This is a genomic window from Ralstonia chuxiongensis, from assembly GCF_024158925.1.
Taxonomy (GTDB): Bacteria; Pseudomonadota; Gammaproteobacteria; order Burkholderiales; family Burkholderiaceae; genus Ralstonia; species Ralstonia chuxiongensis.
In genome coordinates this window covers 304,241-328,742 of record NZ_JAMYWC010000006.1, presented here as the reverse complement: position 1 = coordinate 328,742, position 24,502 = coordinate 304,241, and the positions used below count along the sequence as shown (strand labels likewise).

Annotated in this window: 17 protein-coding genes; 5 read left to right on the top strand and 12 right to left on the bottom strand. The window is 63.0% G+C overall.

The annotated features are described in order from the left end of the window. Positions 1-107: 107 nt before the first annotated feature. The 3 genes from NKG59_RS21085 to NKG59_RS21075 all read right to left on the bottom strand — a co-directional run bounded on the left by NKG59_RS21085 (position 108) and on the right by NKG59_RS21075 (position 4,948). Positions 108-1,268, bottom strand: a complete 1,161-nt coding sequence (locus tag NKG59_RS21085) for an ABC transporter substrate-binding protein (RefSeq protein WP_045205604.1) — start codon at positions 1,266-1,268, stop codon at positions 108-110. Positions 1,269-1,717: 449 nt separating this feature from the next. Next, complete coding sequence (locus NKG59_RS21080) at positions 1,718-4,399, bottom strand: diguanylate cyclase domain-containing protein (protein WP_253540882.1); 2,682 nt, start codon at positions 4,397-4,399, stop codon at positions 1,718-1,720. 108 nt (positions 4,400-4,507) lie between these two features. Continuing rightward, positions 4,508-4,948 (bottom strand): surface-adhesin E family protein, encoded by a 441-nt coding sequence (locus tag NKG59_RS21075; protein WP_045205606.1) that lies wholly within the window; start codon positions 4,946-4,948, stop codon positions 4,508-4,510. Positions 4,949-5,073: 125 nt separating this feature from the next. Here NKG59_RS21075 and NKG59_RS21070 point away from each other — a divergent pair, with 125 nt between their 5' ends. Continuing rightward, positions 5,074-5,874, top strand: coding sequence for a YhfC family intramembrane metalloprotease (locus tag NKG59_RS21070; protein ID WP_253540872.1), 801 nt, complete (start codon positions 5,074-5,076; stop codon positions 5,872-5,874). Here the strand turns inward: NKG59_RS21070 and NKG59_RS21065 are convergent. From NKG59_RS21065 to NKG59_RS21035, 7 genes are all read right to left on the bottom strand, one after another. Further along, positions 5,871-7,229 carry a sigma-54-dependent transcriptional regulator gene (locus tag NKG59_RS21065; protein ID WP_253540870.1) on the bottom strand — a complete coding sequence of 453 codons (1,359 nt, stop codon included), beginning with the start codon at positions 7,227-7,229 and terminating at the stop codon, positions 5,871-5,873. The two genes, NKG59_RS21070 and NKG59_RS21065, sit on opposite strands and share 4 nt — an antisense overlap. Then, the gene (locus NKG59_RS21060) at positions 7,226-9,142 is read right to left on the bottom strand and encodes a sensor histidine kinase (RefSeq protein ID WP_253540868.1); all 1,917 of its coding nucleotides are present in this window, start codon (positions 9,140-9,142) and stop codon (positions 7,226-7,228) included. The genes NKG59_RS21065 and NKG59_RS21060 overlap by 4 nt, the downstream gene beginning before the upstream one ends. Positions 9,143-9,146: 4 nt before the next feature. Continuing rightward, positions 9,147-10,487 (bottom strand): MFS transporter, encoded by a 1,341-nt coding sequence (locus NKG59_RS21055; protein WP_045205610.1) that lies wholly within the window; start codon positions 10,485-10,487, stop codon positions 9,147-9,149. Positions 10,488-10,769: 282 nt separating this feature from the next. Then, positions 10,770-11,720, bottom strand: coding sequence for a UTP--glucose-1-phosphate uridylyltransferase GalU (galU, locus tag NKG59_RS21050; RefSeq protein ID WP_253540865.1), 951 nt, complete (start codon positions 11,718-11,720; stop codon positions 10,770-10,772). A gap of 268 nt (positions 11,721-11,988) precedes the next feature. Next, on the bottom strand, positions 11,989-12,807 hold the full coding sequence (locus NKG59_RS21045) for a DNA-binding protein (RefSeq protein ID WP_253540862.1): 819 nt from the start codon (positions 12,805-12,807) through the stop codon (positions 11,989-11,991). Positions 12,808-13,127: 320 nt separating this feature from the next. Beyond that, positions 13,128-14,138, bottom strand: a complete 1,011-nt coding sequence (locus NKG59_RS21040) for a ParB/RepB/Spo0J family partition protein (RefSeq protein ID WP_253540860.1) — start codon at positions 14,136-14,138, stop codon at positions 13,128-13,130. After that, entirely contained in the window at positions 14,135-14,803 is a 669-nt protein-coding gene (locus NKG59_RS21035) for a ParA family protein (RefSeq protein WP_045205614.1), read from the bottom strand. Before NKG59_RS21035 ends, NKG59_RS21040 begins: the two co-directional genes overlap by 4 nt. Positions 14,804-15,219: 416 nt before the next feature. Here NKG59_RS21035 and NKG59_RS21030 point away from each other — a divergent pair, with 416 nt between their 5' ends. Continuing rightward, positions 15,220-15,423 carry a cold-shock protein gene (locus NKG59_RS21030; protein ID WP_004632415.1) on the top strand — a complete coding sequence of 68 codons (204 nt, stop codon included), beginning with the start codon at positions 15,220-15,222 and terminating at the stop codon, positions 15,421-15,423. A gap of 76 nt (positions 15,424-15,499) precedes the next feature. Here NKG59_RS21030 and NKG59_RS21025 read toward each other — a convergent pair whose 3' ends face one another. Beyond that, positions 15,500-16,576, bottom strand: coding sequence for a replication protein RepA (locus tag NKG59_RS21025; RefSeq protein WP_045205615.1), 1,077 nt, complete (start codon positions 16,574-16,576; stop codon positions 15,500-15,502). Between the two features lie 1,434 nt (positions 16,577-18,010). Between NKG59_RS21025 and NKG59_RS21020 the strand changes: the two genes are divergently transcribed. Further along, complete coding sequence (locus NKG59_RS21020; RefSeq protein ID WP_253540858.1) at positions 18,011-19,315, top strand: NCS2 family permease; 1,305 nt, start codon at positions 18,011-18,013, stop codon at positions 19,313-19,315. Positions 19,316-19,605: 290 nt separating this feature from the next. Here the strand turns inward: NKG59_RS21020 and NKG59_RS21015 are convergent, their stop codons facing one another. Further along, positions 19,606-20,868 (bottom strand): integrase, encoded by a 1,263-nt coding sequence (locus NKG59_RS21015; protein WP_253540855.1) that lies wholly within the window; start codon positions 20,866-20,868, stop codon positions 19,606-19,608. A gap of 300 nt (positions 20,869-21,168) precedes the next feature. Here NKG59_RS21015 and NKG59_RS21010 point away from each other — a divergent pair, with 300 nt between their 5' ends. Then, positions 21,169-21,951: a DUF4397 domain-containing protein gene (locus tag NKG59_RS21010; protein ID WP_253540851.1), complete on the top strand. Its 783-nt coding sequence runs from the start codon at positions 21,169-21,171 to the stop codon at positions 21,949-21,951. 87 nt (positions 21,952-22,038) lie between these two features. Beyond that, complete coding sequence (locus tag NKG59_RS21005; protein ID WP_253540848.1) at positions 22,039-24,456, top strand: hybrid sensor histidine kinase/response regulator; 2,418 nt, start codon at positions 22,039-22,041, stop codon at positions 24,454-24,456. The last annotated feature ends 46 nt before the right edge of the window (positions 24,457-24,502 follow it).

Sequence of the window (24,502 nt, the reverse complement as noted above, 5' to 3'; positions counted from 1 at the left end):
TGAATCAGAGTGAGGTGCGGCCGAATGTCACCAAAGCAGCCGCAAAAAAAGCGATGGGGCGTAGGTTTAGCTACGCCCCGCGTTTCGGTTTCAACGAGAACCGAAGATTACTTCTCGATCGTGTACTTGCCGTTCTTGGTCACGCTCACGATCGGCGTCTGCACGGCGTCATAGCCGGCCGGCTTGCCACGTGCCGTCACCTGGCGGAACGCAAACGCCCCGGTCGCCCCAACGTGCTTGACTGCCGGCAGCGCATCGCGGATCGCCTTGCGATCGGCTTCGAGGTTGCCGCTGAACTTCACCTTCTTCAGCGCTGTCGCCGCGATGTACATCGCGTCATACGACTGCGCCGCAAACTGATCCGGCGCTGCCTTGTACTTGGCGGTGTAGGCGGTGATGAACTTGCTGTTCTCGGCCGTGTGGTTCTCGATCGACCACGGGCTGCCCACCCACAGGTTGTCGGACTTGTCCTTGGCCAGGTCGAACACCTTGACCGAGTTCATCCCATTGCCGCCGATGATCGGCACGTTCAGGCCGAGCTGACGCGCCTGCACCATGATCGGACCACCTTCGGCAATCAGCGCCGACAGCACGATCGCATCCGGATTCGTCGCCTTGATCTTGGTGAGTTGCGCCTTGAAGTCGACGTCGCCCTTGGCGAAGGTCTCGGTGGTCGTCACCGGGATCTTCAGGTCTTCGAGCGCCTTCTTGAAGTTGTCGTAGCCGCTCTTGGTGAAGACGTCGTCGTTGCCGTACAGCACGGCCACCTTCTTCACGCCTGCTTTCTTCACAACGGTCTGGATCGTGGCCGGCAGCACGTCGGCTTCGGTCACGGAATTGCGGAAGACGAAATCACCAATGCTGGTGATGCCGTCTGCGGTGTTGGAAGTGCCAAAGGCAACCGTCTTGGAGGCCTGCGCGATCGGATCGGCCGCCTGTGCCGAGTTCGACAGCGTGGGGCCGAACACCATCGCCACCTTGTCCTGGAAGATCAGCTTCTTGAAGACGTTGATGGCCTCTTCCTTCTTGCCCTGCTCGTCTTCGATCACCAGCGCGATCTTGCTGCCGTTGATACCGCCCGCGGCGTTGATCTCGTCAGCGGCCAGCTGGAAGCCGTTGCGGATGGCCACGCCGTACTGGGCTGCGCCGCCCGACAGCGCTTCGGCCACACCAATCTTGATGTCCTGGGCCGCGGTTGCCGCGCCCGTTGCGATTGCCGCCCCCGCAGCCACTGCCGTCAACAGCAGCCGTTTGATCATTTTTTGCATGCGAACCTGCTCCTTGTTTGTCCGTCGCGATTGCTTGAATGCGATTCGTCTCGAAGATGCGCTGGCCCAACACCGTCGCTCCCCCCGCATGCGCCCTGCATCGCGTCCGGACGCTCGCCTGCCGGGTTTCGCGCCACGAAGTCAAACAACGTTGGCGAACGGCGGAAGACCTGCCGGGCGAGCGATGCCGGATCGGGCATGCGTGCACCGGAAGTGCGTCGGAGTGTGAAGCGAAGGCGCCATGGGTACAGCGCTCTTGTGCGACGCGCCGGGGTGGCCGGCACGTGCAGTCAGTCGCGGGACTTTACCGGAAAGCGCACGACCGTGCGATAGGGGATTGTCCGCCGCCCGGCCTGGGGGGCGGTCATTGCGGCGCAACATTACCTGCGCAATACCGCCAGATCGACGTGAAGCGTACCCGTTTCTGCGTGCCTTGCCGCACTGCGAAATCAGTCCGTCGGCAGCTCGTCGGCGCTGACAAACAACCCCTTGCCGCGCGATTTGGCTTCGTACAACGCCTCGTCGGCGGCTTCGAAGACGACGCTCTGCGCCAGCGTACGCGCGTCGAAGGTTGCGATACCGATGCTCGCGCCAACCTGAACCATCGTCTCACGCAAGCGAAACGGCTTGTTGCATGCGGCGAGGATATTCGCGGCAACCGTCTTTGCGTCGCCCGGGTGCGACAGGTGTTCCAGGATGACGGCAAACTCGTCACCGCCAAAACGCGCCACGCCGTCATACGGGCGCACTGCACGCGCCAGCCGCTGCGCGAAAGTACGCAGCAGCGCATCGCCAACGGCGTGCCCGTGCGTATCGTTGACCACCTTGAAGTGGTCGAGATCGATCAGCAGGAGCGCTCCGGTCGATCCATTCACACGTGCCTGGTCCAGCGCCGCCTGCAAACGCGCTTCAAAGCCGGCACGGTTGGCCAGGCCGGTGAGGTGGTCGGTGGTTGTCAGCGCGCGCAGGCGCAGCTCCTGCTTCTTGCGCTCCGTAATATCCAGCGTCACCGAATGCACACCCGCCACGCGGCCTTGCGAATCGAACTGCGGAAGGTAGCTGACCTCTTCACACCGGTACTGATCGAGGGCCCCGATCTCGCGCTCGAAGACCATCGTCTCGCCGCCCAGCGCACGCTGCAACGCATCGCGCAGGTTGCTGTAAGCGTCCACACCCGCGACTTCACGCAGCGTCTGCCCGAGCATGCTCGCGGTCGATCGTCCATACGCTTTCTCGTAGGCGGCGTTCAGAAAGCGGAAGCGCTCCCCGGTATCGATGAAGGCGACCAGCGCAGGCAGCGCATCGGTCACGGTCTGCAGCGTTTCGCGGCTGCGCTGCAGCGCTTCTTTGGCGGCCTTGTCCTGGGTGATGTCGCGCATGACCGACGAGAAATACTCCATACGCCCGGCAGGATCGCGGTGCGCGATGATCATGTGGTTGATCGGCACGACCTGACCCTCGGCACCTCGCGCGGTGGTTTCGCCAATCCATACGCCATCGCGCGAGGCTGCGGGTACAGCCACCTCGCGCAGCCAGCCCATTGTCTCGGGCGGGTAGAAATCCGCAATCGTCAGGCCTTGAAGATTGGCATCCGGCGCAATGCCGGCAAAGCGGCGGCCGGCCGGATTCATGTACGTGACGTTGCCCTGTACGTCGCTCTGCGCAACGAAGTCGGTGGTGGAGTCGAGGATCTTGGTCAGCACGCGCGAGGCCTGTTGCGCCCGCGCCCGCACGGTGATGTCTTCCATGGCCCCAACGTGGCCAACCACCTCGCCGTCCACCCGCACCGGCGCTGTCGTGACGACCAGCAATCGCTCACCGAGGCCTGGCACGATCACGCGCTGCTCGGCGTTGTAGCCAGCCCCGCGTGCGACCGCATCGCGCCAACCGGCCATGGTGGCATCGCGGTCGTCCGGATGCAGACGTGCGAGCCACACGTCGGCCAGCGCCTCTTCATGCGTTGCGCCGAGCAGCCGGCGATACGCCTCGTTGGTATAGACGGTCCGACCCTCCGCATCCGAGCGGAACAACCCGAGCGGCGACGCATCGTTCACAGCTTCGAGTTCGGCGCGCTGGCGGACGACCTCGCCCATCAGTTTGTGGAACGCCGTCGACACCGCGTCGATTTCCGCCGAGGTACCGCCCAGCTCGAGTGGCGGCGCATTGCGCAAGTCCGTGGCCGAAAGCTGCGTCATGGCTGCATGCAACCGGCCAAGCGGGCGCAACAGCCACAGCATCGCCGCCCACACCGATGCGCCGATCAACGCCGCCAGCACCAGGAGCGACCAGCGAAAACGCTGGCGCATAAGGAAGAGCTGCCGGTTGGCCTCGGCCCCGGGCAACACAGCAGCGAGGGTCCAGCCGGCCGAGGTGATGTCTTGCGTGGTGACCACGTCACCACCGCGATCAGGCAGCGCATCTGGATTCGCTTGGAAGGCCGCGGCCACCGCCGGATCGGCATCGAGCGGCGCCAGCGTCTTGTCGGCCTGGGGGTGGACGATATAAACGGGGTTGTCACCTCGCGTGGCCAGGTAGACGTGGCCGGTCTGGCCCACGCGCATATCGCGCATGTCGCCCAGAAAGTTCGGCTTGAGCAGGTACAGCGACGCGCCGATCAACCCGACGAGATTGCCGTCCTGATCATGCACAGGCGCGGCCATGATGACGATGGGCTCGCCGCCCACCCGGTTGCGCAGCGGCGCGGAGATGGTCGGCTGATCGACCACCATGACCTGCTTAAAGTAATCCCGATCCGAAATGTCGATGCCGACTACGCCCGCGCGGCGCCGCGAGGTGGCTGTCACCTTGCCATCGGCCGAGGCCAGGAACACGCCGTCGAACAGGCCGCTGGCGGGCTGGATGGATTGGTAGAACGCCGCTTCCTGCGCAGGCGAGTCGAAGCGCACGGTGCGCATCTGCTGCGCGGTGCGCTCGAGCACGCCCAGGTAGGTGTCCAGCCGCTGCTTGAGGTCTTCCGCCGACTCCTTGACCATGGCCGTCTGCTGCGCCTTGATCTGCGCCATCACCTCGCGGCGGATCGGCTCGCGTTGCGACCAGCCGAACACGCTCACCACCGTCACGCTGATGACGGTCGCCATGATGGCCGCCTGCGACTTCAGGGTCAGTTTCATCGGACCGTCGGCTGGCACCGGCGCCCCTCGCGACCGGTGTCTTGTTGTAGTGGGAGGGCAAACACCATAGTGCTATGCCCGCCAATCAATGTCGAGTCGCCGCGATGTCTAACGGCGGCCGCAGACATAGGCGGCGGAGCGCGCCGCGAGCGTACCGGGGCGGATGCGCATCCAGTGCGCCCCGGCTGCGGTATCGGTATCGAGCGTGGCGCCGTCGGGAGCGCGCACCACGTAGTCGATCAGGCGGATGCGCTGGCGATGGCAGTCGATCTCCTGCCGCGAAAGGATCACCGTGCCGGGCCGGTAATGGGCGCCATGGGCGCGGCGTTCACTGCGCTTGAGCACCGTGCGCGCCAAAAAAATTTTGTGGCCGGTACGGTTGGAGCGCAGCGACGTGCGATCGATGGACGCCACGACGGACGTCGTCGTCAGGTATTGGTGCCAGCGCGCAGCCTGGGCAGGCACCGCCATGCCGAAGGCGCCCACGCCGACACTGCATATCCAGATCCACCGCCACATCATGCGTTTCACGAACGTCCGTCCTGCCATATCAAGAAGTCAAGAAGCGGCACTGCTGCCGCAGGCACATATTGTAACAATCGGCCCGCAAGACTCGCGCCCGCGCCCTCAGGTAGCATGCGGGCGAACTCGTCGCCCCAACTGCGCCATCCGCCATGCCCACCGTCGCCCTGTCTGCCCTCGTTGCCCACGCCATCGCGGCCTTGCTCATCGCAAGCGTGCCGGTCGTGGCGTGGTTCTGGTTGCGGCGGCGCTTTGACCTGGCGTGGCGCGACATCGGCGTGGGCGCGGCGGTGTTTGTCGTGTTTGCGCTGGTACTGGAACGCACGCTGCACCTGTATCTGCTGCAGCTCAACCCGATCACGGCGCACTGGTTGCGCATGCCCGTGCTGTTTGTCATCTACGGCGCGCTGATGGCTGGTTTGTTCGAGGAAAGCGGCCGCTGGCTTGGCCTGCGTTTTCTCGTGCGCAAGCCGGGGGGTGCCGCCACACCTGTGGCCTACGCGCTCGGTCACGCGGGCATCGAAGCCTGGCTGGTCGGTGCGGCATCGCAGGCGCAGATGGTGATGTTCGGCATTGCCGCCAACCGCGGCGAGCTGGAATCGCGCCTCGCGGCCAGCGGCGCCGATGCCATGGTCGGGACCATCCACGCCATGCTGGCGCAGCTCTCGCCGTGGCTGGCGCTCGGTGCAGTGAGCGAGCGCATTGCCGCGATGCTGATCCAGTTCACGCTCACGCTGGTGGTGTGGAACGCGGTGCGGCAGCAGCGGTTTGTGATTGTCGTGCTGGCGGTGCTGCTGCATGCGCTGGCAGATTTGCCCGCTGCGCTGTACCAGGTACATGTGCTGCCGCTGGCCGTGACCGAAGCGATCTATGCCGTGGCGGCCGTGCTGCTGGCAGCAACGTGCTGGCCCCCGCAAGGCGGCCGCAAGATCGGCGAATCCTCGCTGCGCTAACTGCTGCGGAAGCGGTCCGGCTCGATCCCGTGCCGGTTGAGCTTGTCGTACAGCGTCTTGCGCGGCACGGCCAGCAGATCGGCCGCGCGTGCAACGTTGCCCTCCGTGGCGCGCAGTGCTTCCTCGATGGTGGTACGTTCGACCGCCATCATCCGGCCCGCCAGAGAATGCTGGCTCGCTTCTGAAACCACCAGGCCATCGTCCAATCCGAGGCAAAAGCGTTCCGCCACGTTCTTGAGTTCACGCACGTTGCCGGGCCAGTCGTGGTGCTGCCAGCGCATCATGTCCTGCGCAGACCAATCGGGCGCCGCACGCTCGTAGCGCACCGCGGCCTGCTGCAGAAAGTGGGCCATCAGCAGTGGTATGTCTTCGGCACGCTGGCGCAGCGCCGGTAGCGCAATCGACACGACATTCAGGCGGTAATACAAGTCCGCGCGGAACTGGCCGTGATCGGAAGCCTCCTTCAAGTCGACCTTGGCGGCGGCCACCACACGGCAATTGACGGGCACGCTCGCGTTGCTGCCCAGCCGTTCGATGCTGCGTTCCTGCAGCGCGCGCAGCAGCTTGGCCTGCAGCGCCAGCGGCATCGATTCGATTTCATCCAGGAACAGCGTGCCGCCATCCGCATATTCCATCTTGCCGATGCGGCGGCGGTTGGCGCCTGTGAAAGCGCCCGCCTCGTGGCCAAACATCTCGCTCTCGAACACGGATTCCGGCAGCGCCGCGCAATTGAGCGCGACGAACGGCCCGCGACGTCGACTGCCTTCGTGAATGGCGCGCGCGAGCACTTCCTTACCCGAGCCGGTCTCGCCCGTGACGAGGATGTCGGCATCGGTCGGCGCCAGTGCGGTGACGAGCCGGCGCACGTTCTGCATGACGGCGCTCTGGCCGATCAATGGGTACGCCTGCCGGCCCTGCAGCGCTTCACGCAAACGCAGGTTTTCGGAAGTGAGCCTGCGCTTTTCCAACGCGCGCCGCACCACATCGACCAGGCGCTCGGAGTGGAACGGCTTCTCCATGAAGTCGTAGGCGCCGGCGCGCATCGCGGCCACGGCCATCGTCACGTCACCATGGCCGGTGATGAGGATGACCGGCAACTGGCGGTCGTGCTGCAGCATCTCGCGCAGCACAGCCAAGCCATCGCGGCCGGGCAGGCGCACGTCGGTGACGACCACGGCCGGTGTTTGCGTGGCGAGTGCGGCCAGCGCGCTTTCCGCATCTGCAAAGGATTGCACCGGCAGATCCGCCAGCGTGAGCGCTTGCTCGCAGCCCAGGCGCACCACGTCATCGTCTTCGATCAGGAAGACGTGCGCGTGGTCGATGGGGGAAGGGTCCGGCGTACCGTGTTCAGTCATGTGGGTTTCACAACGCGTTCAAGCTCGATGATGAATTCTGCGCCACCCGCTTCGTCACCCGCATTGCTGCCCTCGAGCCGGCCGCCAAAGTCTTCGATGATCGCCAGCGAAATCGCCAAGCCGAGCCCCAGGCCCTGGCCATCGTCCTTGGTGGTGAAGAACGGCTCAAACAGGCGCGGCAGCACGTCGGCGGGAATGCCCGGGCCGAAGTCGCGCACGGTGATGCGTACCCATTTCTCGATGGGTTCGACGCTCACGCGCACGGTAGCCGAGTCGGCTGCGGGGGCCTCGGCGGTGGCATCAATGGCGTTGCGGATAAGGTTGACGAGCACCTGCTCGAGCCGCACAGCGTTGGCCCAGACCGCAAGATCGGCCGGCACCGGCTCGGCCACCACCGTCACGCCGGCCTGGCGGCGACGGGTCTCAACCAGCATCAGTGCTTGGCGGATGGCCTCGTCCACCGACACGGCCGCGCGTGCCGCATCGCCCTTACGCGAGAACGCCTTGATGTGCGAAACGATACGCCCCATGCGCTCGGCAAGCTGGCTGATGTGTGTGAGGTTGCCGCGCACTTCGTCGATGCGGCCGCGTTCGGCAAGCTGGTTGGCGTTGTCGGATAGCGTGGTCAGTGCGGTGAGCGGTTGGTTGAGTTCATGCGTGATGCCGGCGGCCATCTGGCCGAGCACGGCGAGCTTGCCGGCCTGCACGGCGGCATCGCGCGTTTCGCGCAGGATGCGTTGCGCGGCATCGAGCGCCTCGACCTTGCCGGCCAGCGCGGTGTTGGCGGATGTCAGCTCCGCAGTGCGCTGTGCGATGCGCGCTTCCAGATCACGCTGGACTTCGCGCAGCGCGGCGCGCGCGCGGTGCTGCTCTTCGCGCCGGCGCGTACGCAAACGCAAAGCAACGAGCACGGCGAAGATCAGCGCCATCGCAAACGCGGCACTCGCACCGGCCACCAACGCAGTGCGCTGCTCGTCGCGCGGGTCGATCAACACGGCGACCTGCCAGCCGAGCAGGCCCACCGGGCGGTACTGCACGCGCAGTGTCGACGCAGATTTTCCGGGCAACGCCACGCGCACAGTCTGCGGTGGGTGGTCCGCAGAAAAGGGTACGCTCGCGGCTTGCCCGTCGGCCATTCCGAGCGGCGCAAGTACGTGGGGCGCGTACTGGCGCGTCGCGTCGAGTGCTGCGCGCTGGTCCGCGCTCAAGGTGCCGAGCGTTCGGTATTTCCATTCGGGTACGGACGATAGGAAGATCACGCCGTGCCGATCCACCAGCAGCACCGTATCGCCGCTGCGCGACAACGTGGCTTCGAACGCATCGAGGTTGACCTTCACAACCACCACGCCGATCGGCTTGTTGTCTTCGCGCACAGGGGCGGCCACGAAATAGCCCGTCTCGCCCGTGGTATTGCCGACACCGTAGAAGCGACCGAGCCCTTCGCGCATGGCCTCGACAAAGTACGGGCGGAATGCGTAGTTCTGGCCGACGAACGAGGTCGGCAGATCCCAGTTGCTGGCCGCAATCGTGAGGCCTGTCGTATTGATCAGGTGAGCGGCGGCCAAGTCGGTGGCCGCCTGGACTTCTTTCAGATAGGCGTTGGCCGCGCGACGCATGACGGCGTCGCCGGCCTGGGGATTCTCTTGCAGCGCGACGTGCAGCACGTGCTCCAGCGCCGCCAGCCTCGGCAATGATTCATAGCGGGCCAGCGTGCTGCGCAGGTTCTGTGCGTAGAAGGTGGTGCGCTGGCCGGCCTCTTCGGCGCGCGTGGCAACGTAGCGCTGCAGGGCGATGGCGTAAGCGCCCCAGCCCGCTGCCGCACAGCACGCCGCCATGGCCAGCGCGACAGCCACGCGCCAGCCGCGCCCGTGTGCGGGGTGGGCAAGGTCGGCGTGGCCGTCGGTTGGCGACATGGGATCAATGTTCGATGCGGGAATGCTCGCGAGTATCGCGCATGAACACGTAGACCAACAGCGACAGGAAGATCGTGCCCGTCACATACCAGTAGAACAGCGATTCGTGACCCGCCTGCTTGAGCCACAGCGCGATGTACTCCGCCGTGCCGCCAAAGATCGACACCGTGAGTGCATACGGCAGGCCCACGCCCAACGCACGCACTTCCGCGGGGAACAGCTCGGCCTTCACCACCGCGTTGATCGACGTGTAGCCGGAGACAATCACCAGCGCAGCCATGATCAGGAAGAAGGCCGTCCACACGTTGGTGGTCTGGCTGATGCCGGTCATGATCGGCACGGTGAACAGCGTACCCAGCACGCCAAACGCAATCAGGATCGGACGGCGGCCAATGCGGTCAGACAACCCGCCCACGATCGGCTGCAGCATCGCGAACAGCAGCAGCGTGGCGCCGGACACCAGCGTCGCCGTGTCCTTCGACAGCCCCACCGTGTTGGCCAGGAACTTCTGCATGTAGATCGAGTACGTGTAAAACGCCACCGTACCGCCCATCGTCAGGCCCACGACCGTCGCAACGGCACGCGGATGCTTGGCCAGTTCCGACAGCGTGCCGCGCTTCTTGTTTGCCTTCGCGGCGGTAAAGGACTGCGTTTCCTCCATGTGCGAGCGCATGGCCATTGCCACCAGCGCACACAGTGCGCCGACAAAGAATGGAATGCGCCAGCCCCACGCCTCAAGCTGCGCCGGCGATAGCACGAACTGCTGCAGCACGATCAGCAGCGCCAGCGCCGTCAGTTGGCCGGCGATGAGCGTGACGTACTGGAAGCTCGAGTAGAAACCGCGGTTTTCCTTGTTGGCGACTTCGCTCAGGTACGTGGCCGAGGTGCCGTATTCCCCACCGACCGACAGCCCCTGCAGCAGACGAGCCAGTACCAGCATCACGGGTGCCGCAACGCCGATGGTCGCGTAGCTCGGCGTGAGCGCAATGATGAGCGAGCCCGCGCACATGAGCACCACCGAGAAGAACAGCGCGCGCTTGCGGCCATAGCGATCGGCGTAGATGCCCATCAACCAGCCGCCCACCGGACGCGCCAGGAAGCCGACCGCAAACACCGCCGCCGTATTGAGCAGTTGCGCGGTCTGGTCGCCCTTCGGGAAGAACGACTTGGCAAAGTACAGCGCAAACGCCGAGTACACGTACCAGTCGTACCACTCGACCAGATTGCCAATCGAACCAGAGAAGATGGAACGCAGACGACGGCGTACGTCTGCGGGAGTGTCTTTGGTGGGGGCCTGCGCGGGCGAAAAGTCGCCCGTGACCGCACCAGCCTGGGGCTGCGTCATGGTGTCTCCTTGGAGCGTTGCGGCGGCCTTTGCTGGTGACAAGTCGCACACCAAGCTGCGTGTGCGACGTCCAAGCGGTCCGCCGGTTTATGGGTGGTCGCTCTTACTCAAGAAGCATTCCATGCAGAAAACAGGCGCGTCGATCCGCCGCAAAGGCCCATGGCACAAGGCTTTGCGAGAAATCGACGGAACGTTGGGGAATAGGAGAAGTGTGCGGTTTCTCAGAATCGGCCGAGCGGCCTGTGCGGAAACCCGCACGACCGATTCTGAAAGAGGCGAAGCTCAGGCGGCCACGCTCAGCGGAATGGTGTCGCGGACCAACGAATCCATCTCGGCAGACACATCTTCATGCGTTTGGGACAGGCCCAGACGCTCATGCAGATACGCCTCAAAGTCAGCACGCACTTCCGGATGGCGCAGCGCAAACTCGACCGTCGCCTGCAGGTAACCGAACTTGCTGCCGCAATCGAAACGCTGACCACGGTAGCGATACGCCAGGATCTGCTCTTCAGCGAGCAGACTCTGGATGGCGTCCGTCAACTGCAATTCGCCGCCTGCGCCAGGCTTCAGATTGCGCAGATGATCGAAGATGCGCGGCGTCAGGATGTAACGCCCGACCACGCCCAAGTTGGACGGTGCATCCTTCGGCGCCGGCTTTTCGACGATACCATCAAGCTTGACCAGGCGGTCATCCCATTCGCGGCCGGCCACCACCCCGTAAGAACGCGAGGCTTCCGGCGCAATCGTTTCGACGCCGACGATGGAGCAACGGTAGTGATCGTAAAGCTCCGTCATCTGCTGCATGACGGGCGGCTGGTTGTCCAGCAAGTCATCAGCCAGGATCACGGCGAAAGGCTCGTCGCGTACCAGTTTCTGCGCGCACAACACTGCGTGGCCAAGGCCCAGCGTCTCGGGCTGACGCACGTAGAAGCACTCGACGCCGGGCGGCTTGATCGACTGCACCATCTCCAGCAGCGCATGCTTGTTCTTGGCGGCCAGCTCAGTTTCAAGCTCGTAGGCCTTGTCGAAATGGTCTTCGATAGCGCGCTTGGCGCGGCCCGTGATGAAGATCATTTCCGTGATACCCGCGGCGGCAGCCTCTTCCACCGCATATTGAATCAGCGGCTTATCGACGATCGGCAGCATCTCTTTCGGGCTGGCCTTGGTGGCGGGTAAAAAACGTGTACCGAGCCCCGCCACGGGAAACACGGCCTTGGTGATCTTCTCGTTCATGACAACTCCATTGGTGAGACGTAGCGTCATGAGCAAGTCATATGCCAGCGCAAATTAAAGGGGTCGACCCTTTGATGGAGCACCATCTGGCGCGCCCCCGCCGCAACGTCGCGAGCACGGCATCGGCACCTTTCCTACAACGGGTTGAAACTCCGTCGCACCAACTTTCAGCGCCGAAAGTCGAAAAGCGTACCCAATTCTGCGTGCCGTTCTGAGCCAACTCGCGGTCGACCAGACCAGTAAGCACCCGCTAACAGTGCTTGGAAAATCAGGAAGATGGCTTGACCCAGCCGCGCGAGACCGGCGCGGTGCGCTCGGGCGTGCGCCGGTAGGCATCGATCTGGGCGTTCAGTTGCGCGACCTCGGCTTCCAGGGTGCGGATGCGCTGGCGCAATTGATCCGCTTCGTTTTGCGTCTGCTGGCGCACCGCATCGTTCTGCAAGCGTAGAAAGCGCTCGGTACCCGCCAGCGCGCTGGCCGCGCCCTCCAGGCGGGTCACGGTTTCCATGGTCTGTTCCAGGCGCTCGAGGGTCGCGTCGGTCAACTTGGGCGGGACGGCAGGCGCCGTGGCAAGCGCCTCGCCGAGACGGCGTTCCAAGTCGGCCATGGCGGCCTGCAATTGCCGATTGCGCGCGGCTTCGTGTTCCAGCGCGCGCTCCGCCACCTCAGCTCGGATGCGCGCTTCCATCCATTCGGCGCCGGCACCGGGCGCGCCGATGGCGCGCGAAGCGATACGGTTGCGCTCGTCACGCGCCGAAAGCGTACCCGTTTCTGCGTGTGCCAACGGGATCGGCCAAGGCTCAACCGCATCCGTAGCGACACCACTTGCAATCGGCCCGCGCCCCTGCGCCCGGTCTATCGCCTTCTGTAACGTCGAATTGCTCGGACGCCGGCGTACTCCCGCTTCCGCCAACCACTGCACGTAACGCCGAACGCCGTAAACACGGCGCGTCACGGCCTGGACGGCTTCGATTACCTCATCAAGGAACACAGCGTTGTCGTGCGGGAAGGCGATATCCAACCGTCGAATCGCTTCAACGATTCGCTGCTGCTGCTCAGCCGAGAAATAGAGACCGGGGCGTGCCATAGGGGCTATCAAGTGTCCATATAGTGTACATGAAGGGTTAAAAACCTCAAGCAACCCGTCTTACAGGTCATTATTTATATTTAGTGTATTTATAATTGCAGTCGAGTCTTGAAACATAGACATCCCCTTTGAAGGGGGAATCCACTCAATTCGGTGCCGAGCGGGCCGGGAAACGAGCCCTTCGATGGGGTACACCGGACACCGTTGAGCCGGCGCAGAAACGGGTACGCTCTACGCTCCGATATGACTTCCGAGCCCGAAATCAGGGTAAAAAAAAAGCGCCCCATGGGGCGCTTCTGGTGAACAAACCTGCGGCGAAACTACAGTAGGGCGACATCCAGGCCAAATCGACTTTTCAGCGCTTCCACCAGCGATTCCCGGGCGGCACGATCTCCGAGCTTCACATCGAGCATCACTCTTCCGGAATCCCACTCCTTGATTGTGCCGAGAAGATCACCTTCCGCGCTTCGAATCTTATATTGGCGGCTGACTTCCTTCACCTTGCGGGTACGCCCTTCTTGAGCCACCTTGCGGATCTGCTCCACGTCGCGGCTTGAGAGCCCCTCTTCCAGGACGCGATGTACCAGCTCACGCGTGCGGTCTTCGCCCGCGCTCTTGAAGTACAGCGTCAACTCGTATCCGGTCGCGATACCGATGCCAGCCGGTCGTTCCTTCATGACTTCGAGCACAGACTCCGGCAGTTTCAGCAATGCCAACGTCTTGTTGACCGTTCCCGCGGATACGCCGGTAATCTCACAAATATCTTCTTCTTTTTTAACTTTTCCTTCATCTAGCAGCTGCCGCCATGCGATGGCGTTGTCCAGCACGGATTGGCCAGAACGCTGCTCGTTCAAGACAAAGGACAGACGGTAGAAATCGATGTCGGACAGGCCGTCTTCGATGAAGCAGTCCATCTCGGCCTTCCCAGCAGCGGCCAAGGCACGCTTCCGATAGTGACCGTCGATCAGGACATACCAGCCTGGCCGTGCGGGGTCTGGCGCCGCCAACCCTGGTGTCTGCTGACCATGCGTAGCGATGGATGCCGCCCGCTCCTGAACGATCTGCGGATCGTAGATACGACGGGCGTTGAGCGGATTTTCCTGCAGCCGTTCAAGCGAAACCTTGACCACCCTGCGTTCAGAAGTATTTGCAGGTGCGGGACTTTCAGCGCTGAAAGCAGGGGCAGGAGCCGCTTGCCCAAGCAGCCCGCGGGGGTGCGATGTAATCGCTTTTTCCGCCAAAGCAAAGCGATCAACCGGTGTCGCCTTGGTCTTCTCTGCGGCGATGCCGGCCAGCATGCCGTCTTTGAGCGATTTCAACTTCGCGCTCATACACGTTCCTCCTGCAACAACTGCAACACCTCGTCGATCAGGATGTCGACTTCACTAACGGCTTCCCGGGCGCCCGGCACACCGTGCACCGTCGCACCGATCGCTTGGCACTCACGAAATGCAGAGCGCGAGCCGATCATGGAATCCATCAAAGGAATATCACCATCGTCACCAAGAATCTCAATTGCTTGCTTGGCAAGCGAGACACGCCGCTGAACCATGTTTGCCAGTACGCGAATACGCAGTGTCTCGTTGGTCACCTGAGCCTGCTGAGCCAAGGCTTTGGCTGCCACAGCAGCCCACAGATCGGGGGGCGATGGCACTACGGGGATCAACGCAATATCGGAGATGAGCAGCGCGCTTGACGACGACGGTGAGTGGACCGCCGGAGGGCAATCGACGACGATGTAATCGTAGTCCGCCACAAACTTGCGCACCTCTCGGTGCATGGCGCCGCCAGACGGTGCTAAACCGATCACCGAAGCCGGAAAGGGCTTGTCTTCGGGCGCTTGGGCGGCCCACCGTGTGGCCGTTCCTTGCTCGTCCATATCGACCAGCAGCGTCTTATTCCCCCGCAAACCAAGGGTTCCGGCGATGTGCATGCTGACCGTGGTCTTGCCGCATCCGCCTTTCTGATTGAATACCGTTACGATCTTGGCGCTCACTGGTCCTCCACTTTCAGCGCTGAAAGTCAGCAGCGCTCATCTTAGGGAAGACAGCACAAAAACACAAGTTCGATAAATTTCAATTCATACAAATTTCATCCGAAGGGCCCCGTCAAAAAAGGGGCCGGTCAGGTGGTTTTCAATTCGCCTAAACTGAGATGTAAATGCGGCCTTTAACGCATAACTTTCTGCGTTCATCCCAGCATTTACAGGCTTTGTAGGTGTTTACCAGTGGGATGCATAAAAGCGACATTTTGCGAAAATGCCGCCCATCGACACTCTGCCTCAAACTGGTTATGATGCTCAGACAGTCGTCTGAAGACTTTGTCTACGCAAGATTCGGAATCAGCCGGTTCTTCGTGCGATGTCCGGATCGGCTGGACGACGTGTTTTTTGTTTTTTAAAGGAATTTTTGCATGGCCACGGGTACTGTCAAATGGTTTAACGAAACCAAAGGCTTCGGCTTCATCACTCCGGACGGCGGCGGCGCAGATCTGTTCGCGCACTTCTCCGAAATTCAGGGTTCGGGCTTCAAGACCCTGAAGGACGGCCAGAAGGTCACCTTCGAGGTGAAGCAAGGCCCGAAGGGTCTGCAAGCCTCGGCGATCAAGCCGGAATAAGTTTCAGGCTGATCGCCTGAGATGAAAAAGGGGAGCATCTGCTCCCCTTTCTTTTTGTCCAACGCTTTTGCGTACCTCAGGCCAGCTTCCGCACGCTGGTACGCGATGGCTGCAGAATCAAGGCCTTGGACGAGTCAGCATCGACTTTCGCGTCTGGATAGACAACCAGCACGTCCTTCAGCGCCTTGCGGAACAACGCACGGAATTTCCGCTCGCTTTCGGTCTCAGTACCGAATTGCATCTGCAGCGCTTCCCAAGGGATCTCTGTACGCTTCTGGATCGTAAAGAAGCGGTATGTGAGCCACGAATACACATCCAGCGCAAACGGCGATTGCTTGAGCGCCTTCAACGCACGCATATCCACCGGCACAGGGCGATTCACGAGTTCGTTGAAGAACGGTTCTGACAGCACCACGAAGCTCTCGAACATCGAACCCTGGCCCGGCTGCATTGGATCCCACCACGTCGACAATTGATCGGCCAGCAGGTAACCGATGCGATCGATCGACAGTGGTTCCTGGTTCTGATTCTGGCTGCTGGGCGCCGACTTGTTTTGCACGATGGCAATCGTGGCAGAGAACAAGCGGATCATCTGCTGGCGGACCAGCGTCATGGTGCCACGCTTGCCGCCGGTGGCCATTGGGATGCCCAGGTTGTACATGAACTCGGACAACGAGTTGCCCAGCGAAATGCGCCGGTCTTCCACCGTGCCTTGGAATTCGCCGCGCTTCTTCTTGGCCATGATTTCCTTGCCGATCCAGGCCAGCATGAGCCGAGGATACGAGCCATAGGGATAGCCGAAAGAGACCGTCTCGGAGACGATGCGCTGCCGCCCGTTGCTGGCCCGTTCAGAACGCTGCTGCGTGAAGTAGCCCGGCTGAATCATCAGCGAAATGTTGCCGCTGGAACGCGTCCAGACTGGCGGCGCACCCTTGGGAGCGCGATAGGGGAGGGTGACCTGCACGCTGGCGCGGCTGAGAAAGCCAACCTCGCCGCTTTGCCAGGCGTCTTCCCGTTCCATCGCCTGTGCTTCGTCGAACAGGCGCTGAAACTTCTCTGGCGCGGCAATGACTTGCCCTCCCGAGGGGACGATGATGCGGCCGGGCGATTCGTCGGCCGGTTTCCCATTGGGTGTAAGGCGTTTGGTGACCATGGTGGGCAAGAATTGTTCAGAGCCTTTGTACTAAAACGCCTTCGCCTTGTCACGCAGAATCGGGTACGTTTTCTTATTTTTGCTCGTTGTCGCGGGAAGGGCATCGGTGGGCAACCGTTAAGGTTGTCCACGGAAGACCTTTCCTCACTACAAGCTATATATACCTTCTACGTTTACTACAGGTAAACCGTATACGCGGCCCGCAAAGCCTTGCCAGCACTGGGTTTAGGGGGGCAAACCGAACCAGATTCTGCGGACGTGCGAACCAGATTCTGCGCGATGGCGTACCCGCTTCTGCGCGAAACCGTACCCGCTTCTGCGCATTCGGCGTACCGGAATCTGCGGGGACAACATCATGTTGTCCACAGTGTTATCCACAGAAAACTGGGGTCGGGCGACGCCGTTCGATGGGTTTCTGCACGTGCGTACCCGTTTCTGCGGCCGATTTGATGACTTTTGAGACCGGTTCAGCCTGCTCGCCGTCGAAGCGTACCTGTTTCTGCGTGGATCAAGGTAATTTCTGCACGTGCTGGCGTACCCAAATCTGCGCGCCTGCCGATTCTGGTGATTTTTTGGCGCTCCTTATTACAGACCATTCCATGAAAGCGAGCGCACGCTTCTGGCAGCCCGCCTAGGATTCACGCGTACCCGTTTCTGCGTGGCGGCTCGCAAGCTGTATGTGGCCACACCTCACCGAGCCTGTCGCCTCGATGGGCGAATTCTGAACTTTCATCGCTGAAACCTGCACGAGAGGATGCGGCTTGCCGAGGTCTTGTGGCTCCCCGTTCTGGCTACCGTACCTGTTTCTGCGGGTAAAAAGCCTTATTGGCCAAGGGCTTGGCGCGGCGGCTTGCAGATAAGGCGTACCCGTTTCTGCGCGATGCTCCGCAGAAACGGGTACGGCCCATTTAAGGCCACTTTCGCAGAAACGGGTTCGCTTTGAGTCGAGCCCGGCGTCATCGCGCGCAGAAACGGGTACGGTGTGCTCTTCAAAGGCGCGCAGAAACAGGTACGCCATCGCCTTTTCGTCACACGTTCCTACATTTGCAGAGGTTCGTACCCGTTTCTGCGGAGACAGGCGCAGAAACGGGTACGCCAATCGCAACGCACGCCGCGCGGCTTCGGGTGTTCGCAGAAACGGGTACGGTTTGCCGGTGGAGTCACGCCTTCCGTTGCCGAAGCGATGCGTCCCGCCGGGCGCGTGCACACGCCCGGCGTTTCGGGCATCATGCGCATCCCGCGCGCCGGCGTGGCACTTGGCTGGCGCGTTTTCCATCATTCGATTCGCATGAACGGTATTTCGACCGCGCTGCCTTGGGGCGCCGGAATCTTGCTAAGAGTAGCCTCGCCCCGTGGTGGGCGTGCATCGGGGGAGCCAGGCGCAGGACGGCGTCGGCCAGCGATGACACTTCACAACAAGAGGAGACAACCTGAATGACCTGGCTCGCGCGCACCTTCAAACTCGAGGAACACCAGACCGACGTCCGCACGGAAGTGCTGGCCGGGCTGACGACGTTCCTCACGATGGCGTACATCATCTTCGTCAACCCCAACATCCTGGCTGACGCGGGCATGCCGCACGACGCGGTATTTGTCGCCACGTGCATTGCCGCGGCGATCGGCACGATCATCATGGGGATGTACGCGAACTACCCGATCGCGATGGCGCCGGGCATGGGGTTGAACGCCTACTTCGCGTACGCGGTGGTCAAGGGCATGGGCTTCACGTGGCAGGCGGCACTGGGCGCGGTGTTCATTTCCGGCTGCCTGTTCCTGCTGGTGAGCGTGTTCCGCATCCGCGAGATGATCGTGAACGGGATTCCGCATTCGATTCGCGTGGCGATCACCGCGGGTATCGGGCTGTTCCTGGGCATCGTCTCGCTGCGTGGTGCGGGGCTGATCGTCGGGAATCCGGCGACGCTCGTGACGCTCGGCGATGTGCACCAGCCTTCGGTCATCCTGGCGGTGATCGGCTTCTTCGTGATCGTCGCGCTGGACCACCTGCGCGTGAAAGGCGCCATCCTGATCGGCATTCTGGCCGTGACGGCAGCGAGCTTCTTCTTTGCGGGCAACACCTTCCACGGTGTGGTATCGATGCCGCCGTCGCTTGCGCCCACGCTGATGCAGCTCGACATCATGGGCGCGCTGTCGGTGGGCATCCTGAACGTGGTGCTGGTGTTCTTCCTGGTGGAGCTGTTTGACGCGACGGGCACGCTAATGGGCGTGGCCAACCGCGCGGGCCTGCTCAAGCAGGGCAAGATGGACCGCCTGAACAAGGCGCTGCTGGCCGACAGCACGGCCATCATGGCGGGCTCCCTGCTGGGCACGTCGTCGACCACCGCTTATATCGAAAGCGCTTCGGGTGTGCAGGCCGGCGGCCGTACGGGGCTGACGGCGCTGACGGTGGCGGTGCTATTCCTGCTGTGTCTGTTCTTCTCGCCACTGGCTGGCGTGGTGCCGGCCTACGCGACGGCGCCCGCGCTGCTGTATGTGTCGTGCCTGATGTTGCGCGAATTGGTGGATCTGAACTGGGAAGACACCACCGAAGCCGTGCCGGCCGTGCTGACAGCGCTGATGATGCCGTTCACGTATTCGATCGCCAACGGCGTCGCGTTCGGCTTCATCACGTACTCGGGGCTGAAGCTGTTCACGGGGCGCATGCGCGAGGTGCCGATCATCGTGTGGATCATCTCGGCGGTGTTCCTGTTCCGCTTCTTCTATCTGTCGGGCGGGCACTGAGCGCCAGGGTCTTCAGGCAACGCACAATGAACGCGGACTCTCGGGTCCGCGTTTTTTTTTGGGAGCATTTGCGCCAAAGCGTACCCGTTTCTGCGTGCGATTTCGGAGCCGAGCGTACCCGTTTCTGCGTGCCACCGTCGACGATTCAGCGGCGGAGCGTACCCAATTCTGCGGACGACGTAAGCGACAACTGTCGCGCGAATCGCGTCGACAATTGGTTCCGACAATGCGTGAATACGGCATCCGCGCAGGCGGGGCGTACCCGTTTCTGCGCGATGTGTGGAGGAATGTCAGGCGGACGGCAGGGCCAGTTTGCGGGCTGCGTCAGCAATGCTGGCGGCCAGATCGGCTTCGCGTGCACGCACGGAAGCGCTTGGCAGGGCGGCAAGGCCAAGCGCATGGGCGATGTCGGCTGCGGCCTCACCGGCCGCAAGCCGCTCGCGCAAATGAGCGCCGCGCACGCCGCGCAACGACGCATTCGCCAGGCGTACTGCCGCGTCGGCGTGGCCCATGGCGCGAGCGTACTCAGCGGCTTCGCCGAGCATGGCCTTGACGATGAGCAGCAGTTGCGAACGCGAGGCGATGCCCTTGCGCTCGCCGAAGTCGCGGCGCAGGGCGGGCGAGTCGATGATGGTGCCGTCTGCGCGTCGTGGCGATCGCTTGCGCACCGACAGCAGCAGCGGCGTGGCTTCATTCGGCAGTGGCAGCGGCGACAGGCCAAAGGCCGCACGGTATTCGCGCAGCGCAGACATCAACGCATCGCATGGCAGCCAGCGCTGCGAGCGGCCTGTGCCGATCGCCAGCAGCCAGACCGACGTCGGCAGCAATGCATCCGATGTCGCGTGCTCTGCCGGCACGGCGTGCAGAGCCACGTCGCCCATGCGGGCGGACACCAGCTCCGATACACGTATGCCCGCCTGTGCGAGCAGCACGGCAAGGAAGTGATCGCGCGCCTGGCGCAAGCGCGCTTCACGGCCCAAGGCGACACGGGCGCGCACGGCATCGATCATCAAAGCCATGTCGGATGCGCTCAGTGCCGTGTCCGGTTCGGATGCCGCGACGGATCTGGTTGCAGGCGTGCTTGGCGCAGGCACGGTAATGACGATCGCATCGTCATCGAGAAACGGGTTCACGCGCAGATAGCCCGCACGCTGCAGCCAGCCACAGAGGTTCGCCGCGATGATGCCGCTTTGCCGTGTGGAACGTGCCGAGAGCGGGCCGCGCAGCGGCGTCCAGTTGGCATCGTCGCGTTCAATGCCGCGCGCACTGATCGCCCATGCAGGCGGTTCTTGCAAAAAGCGCAGATAGGCCGACGCGTCATCGCGCTGCCAGCTTGCGATCGGCTTACCGAACGTGCGCGCGTACCAGCACACGCGCTCGGCTTCCACGCGGTACTGCGACAGCGTGGAAGCACTCACCGCACGGGCGCCAGAAGCGCGCGCAGCGAGCCACGCCTGCACGCGTTCGCGCTCTTGCGCGAAAGCCTGCAGATCGGCCTGGGAAGCGGCGTTATCGGGAAGGGGCACGGTATCAGCCGGGCGCGGTTCGAGCATGCGGAGCGTGTGTGGCGCACGAAGACAAAAACGGATCGCGCAAGTATAGCGATCCGCCTCCACGCCCAGGTCGTGAGACCCGATTGGAGTGGTCATTCAACTGCGATGGGCACGCGCCGTGCTCAATGCGGGAACGTCGCTTCGTATGTCGGACGCATCCGACAAAACGATCGGAACCGGTTCGACAGGCGCGCGGAATGTGTGCGTTTATCTTCGGCTCCACAAGTTGACAACAACGTACATGGGCGAGCGATGTATGCGGCCCGATTCATGAAAAGACTCTCCCTCCGAGGTGCAAGAATGAAGATACAGATCAGGAAGATTGTCGCCGTGCTGGCGCTGGGTTCGTTGGGCGTGCTTGCCGGATGCGGCGGCGGTGACGACGACATCGGGCAGATCATCGGTACCAGCTCGCCGCAATACCGCACGGTGCACGCCAACCCGTTCATCGGCAACGTTGACTTTGGTGTGAACGGCACCACGAAGATCACCAATGTCGGTTTCAAGAACGTCAGCAACTATTTCGGCATCGACGCGACGGCCAGCACGGCCACGGTGTCGAACACGGGCAGCAGTACGCCGCTGGCCTCGACCGGCTTCACGCCCGCAAACGGCCACCGCTACACGGCGCTGGCCATCGTGGGTGCCAATGGTTCGGCGACGAGCCTGGCGCTGATCGATGATCCGTACAACAAGTCGATCCTGTCGGACAAGGCGCGCGTGCGCACCTTCAACGCTTCGTACAACGCGCCCAACGTCGACGTCTACGTGACCGCGCCGAATGTGGATCTTTCCGCCATTGCGCCGACCATGAGCGGCGCTGCGTATGGCGGCGCTGCGCCGGCCAGCACGCAGGATTCGATCTACGTCGACGGCGGCACGTACCAGGTTCGCGTGGCGACGGCGGGAACGAAGAACATCATCTTCACCTCGCAGCCCTTCAGCCTGGCCAACAACGCCGACTGGCTGATCACCACGCTGCCGGCGGGGGGTATTGGCGCGGTTACACCGAACGCGATTCGCGTGCTCGTGGCCCAGGCCAACGGCGCTTCGCAAACAGCTTCTGAATTGCCCTCGCAGTAACTTCGCTCCACGCTCTATGATGCGGTGCTGCGGCACCGCATTTTTTTCGCGGTGCCCCGGGAATGAAAACTGCTAACGAAGGGCGCAATGAGTGAATCCGTAACGGGCTGGTCGGCACCCGTGCGCGCCGCGCGCGAGACGCGTACCCCACTGGCCGCAAGGAAGCAGGTTGATGTGTTCTGGGTAGACGATCCGTTGACGGGTACGCGTCTGCACGTGAGCGCCGGGGCGCAGACGTGGGGCGTGCAGCCCGATTCGTTGTGCGGTATCCGCGACCGCTGGCTCGTCCATGTGCATCCGGATGACCATATCGCCCTGCGTGCCGCCTGGGAGGGCTTGGCGCGGGGGCAGGAGTTCGTCCTCGAATACCGCTGGCTCGGCACCGACGACGGCCAAACGCGCGAATACCGCGTTCGTGAGCGCGGCTACCTCATGCCAAGCCTCGACGGTGCATCCGCCCACGCCGTCGGCGTGGTCGAAGACGTGCCGCAGGGCCAGCAGACCCTGGCGGCACTCGCCGAGTCGGAATTCCAGCTGCAATGGCTGACCGAAAGCGTGCCGTTTCCGCTTGTGCAGATCGACCCCGAGCACCGCGTGCGCTTTGCAAACCGCGCTTATGCAGAGCGCTTTGGCGCTCGGCACGAAGACGTGCTGGGGCGCCATCTGCGCGAACTGATGGGCGAGACTGCGTACGCGCGCGTCCTGCCATACCTGAGCGATGCATTCGCGGGGCAACGCGTCGAATTTGAAATGGAGCTGTCGTACCCGGCTGATGTTGGTCGCCGATTTGTGCATGCCGCGTATTCGCCGCAGCACGGTCCGGACGGCAGCGTGCAGGCGCTCGTTTGCGTGGTGGAAGACATCACCGAGCGCAAGGAGGCCGAGCACGAGCGCTTTCGCCATCAGCGCGAGTTCGTCACGCTGGTCGAGAACGCGCCCGACGTGATTGCCCGGCTCGATCGCGAACTGCACTGCGTGTATGTCAACCGCGCCGTAACCGAAGCCTTTGGCGTGACGCCTGCCGGGCTGATTGGCAAGACGCTGGCTGCATCGCCCCTTTCCGTTGACGTCACCCTTCCGCTGGAGGACGCTGCGCGCCGCGCATTCGCCCTGGGTGCGGAACAGACGCTCGCGCTGCATCTCGAAGTGCAGGACGGACGCCCGCGCATTGCGCACTACAACGCGCGTGTCATTCCCGAAGCCGACCGGAATGGTGCGATGGAATCGGCGCTGCTCATCATTTACGACGTGACCGAACGTACCGAGGCCGAGCGCGAGCGCGATGCCTTGTTGTTGCGCGAACAAGCCGCACGTGCACAAGCGGAGGCCGCAGCGCTGGCGCGCGATCAGTTCCTGGCAGTGGTGTCGCACGAACTGCGCTCGCCGCTCAATGGCATCCAGAACTGGGCGTATGTGCTGGAGAGCCAGATCGCAGGCGGTGCGCCGCTCATGCAGCGGGCGCTAGCGGGCATCAAGACCGGCGTCGAGCAGCAGGTGCGCTTGATTGAAGATCTGCTGGACGCCACGCGCGTGATGAGCGGCAAGCTGCGCCTGACACGCGAGCCATTCGTGCTGCGCGCGGCGCTGGAAAGCGCGCTCAACAGCGTGCACGTGCTGGCAGCCGAACGCCGCATCACCCTGCATACCACCATCGAACTGAACGATCACGAGATTGACGGCGATGCCGATCGTGTCGAGCAGATTGTGTGGAACCTGCTGACCAACGCCATCAAGTTCACGCAGGAAGGTGGCGAGGTCTGGCTGTCGGCCGATCTGCTGGGCGAGGTGGCGCGCATTGTCGTGCGCGATAACGGCCGGGGGATTGCGCCGGCGTTCCTGCCGTATCTGTTCGATCCATTCCGTCAGGCTGACGGCGCGCACACGCGGCGCACGGGCGGCCTCGGACTGGGTCTGGCGTTGGTCAAGCGCTTGACCGAACTGCATGGCGGGCGCGTGTATGCGCGCAGTGAGGGCGACCAGCAAGGCACCACCTTCACCGTATATCTGCCGCTGCATGCCGGCGCCGATCTGATCACACCGCTGGCTGAAGACTCCGAGCGCACTGGGCCGTTGCCCTCACTGGCGGGCCTGCGCGTGCTGCTGGTCGACGATCAGGAGGACGCGCGCGACGCGCTGGCCACCCTGCTCACGCAAGTCGGTGCGGAAGTCGGCAGCGTTGGCTCCGCCCACGAGACGATGGCGCTGCTCGACGTCTGGAGCGCGCGAGGCGAAGCAGGCCGCCCGCAGGCGGTGGTCTGCGACATCGCGCTGCCCGATGAAGACGGCTACGCGATCCTGCAGAGAATTCGGGCGTGGGAACACGAACATCTGCCAGCAGGTGCTGCGCCGATGGCCGCCATCGCGCTGACCGCATTTGCACAACCGCACGATCGTGCTCAGGCATTGGCCACCGGTTTTCAGGAACACCTGATCAAGCCTGTGTCGCCGTACGATTTGGTGCGCACCTTGCGCATGCTTGCCATGCCTGTTTCCACGACTTCATAGGCGCCCCAAGGCACAACTTTTGCGCAGAGAACGGTGAACCACATTC

Bases quoted from the DNA above. Each gene is read 5' to 3' on its own strand.
- NKG59_RS21085 (WP_045205604.1), bottom strand. From the start codon at position 1,268: ATGCAAAAAATGATCAAACGGCTGCTGTTGACGGCAGTGGCTGCGGGG.
- NKG59_RS21080 (WP_253540882.1), bottom strand. From the start codon at position 4,399: ATGAAACTGACCCTGAAGTCGCAGGCGGCCATCATGGCGACCGTCATC.
- NKG59_RS21075 (WP_045205606.1), bottom strand. From the start codon at position 4,948: ATGGCAGGACGGACGTTCGTGAAACGCATGATGTGGCGGTGGATCTGG.
- NKG59_RS21070 (WP_253540872.1), top strand. From the start codon at position 5,074: ATGCCCACCGTCGCCCTGTCTGCCCTCGTTGCCCACGCCATCGCGGCC.
- NKG59_RS21065 (WP_253540870.1), bottom strand. From the start codon at position 7,229: ATGACTGAACACGGTACGCCGGACCCTTCCCCCATCGACCACGCGCAC.
- NKG59_RS21060 (WP_253540868.1), bottom strand. From the start codon at position 9,142: ATGTCGCCAACCGACGGCCACGCCGACCTTGCCCACCCCGCACACGGG.
- NKG59_RS21055 (WP_045205610.1), bottom strand. From the start codon at position 10,487: ATGACGCAGCCCCAGGCTGGTGCGGTCACGGGCGACTTTTCGCCCGCG.
- galU (WP_253540865.1), bottom strand. From the start codon at position 11,720: ATGAACGAGAAGATCACCAAGGCCGTGTTTCCCGTGGCGGGGCTCGGT.
- NKG59_RS21045 (WP_253540862.1), bottom strand. From the start codon at position 12,807: ATGGCACGCCCCGGTCTCTATTTCTCGGCTGAGCAGCAGCAGCGAATC.
- NKG59_RS21040 (WP_253540860.1), bottom strand. From the start codon at position 14,138: ATGAGCGCGAAGTTGAAATCGCTCAAAGACGGCATGCTGGCCGGCATC.
- NKG59_RS21030 (WP_004632415.1), top strand. From the start codon at position 15,220: ATGGCCACGGGTACTGTCAAATGGTTTAACGAAACCAAAGGCTTCGGC.
- NKG59_RS21025 (WP_045205615.1), bottom strand. From the start codon at position 16,576: ATGGTCACCAAACGCCTTACACCCAATGGGAAACCGGCCGACGAATCG.
- NKG59_RS21020 (WP_253540858.1), top strand. From the start codon at position 18,011: ATGACCTGGCTCGCGCGCACCTTCAAACTCGAGGAACACCAGACCGAC.
- NKG59_RS21015 (WP_253540855.1), bottom strand. From the start codon at position 20,868: ATGCTCGAACCGCGCCCGGCTGATACCGTGCCCCTTCCCGATAACGCC.
- NKG59_RS21010 (WP_253540851.1), top strand. From the start codon at position 21,169: ATGAAGATACAGATCAGGAAGATTGTCGCCGTGCTGGCGCTGGGTTCG.
- NKG59_RS21005 (WP_253540848.1), top strand. From the start codon at position 22,039: ATGAGTGAATCCGTAACGGGCTGGTCGGCACCCGTGCGCGCCGCGCGC.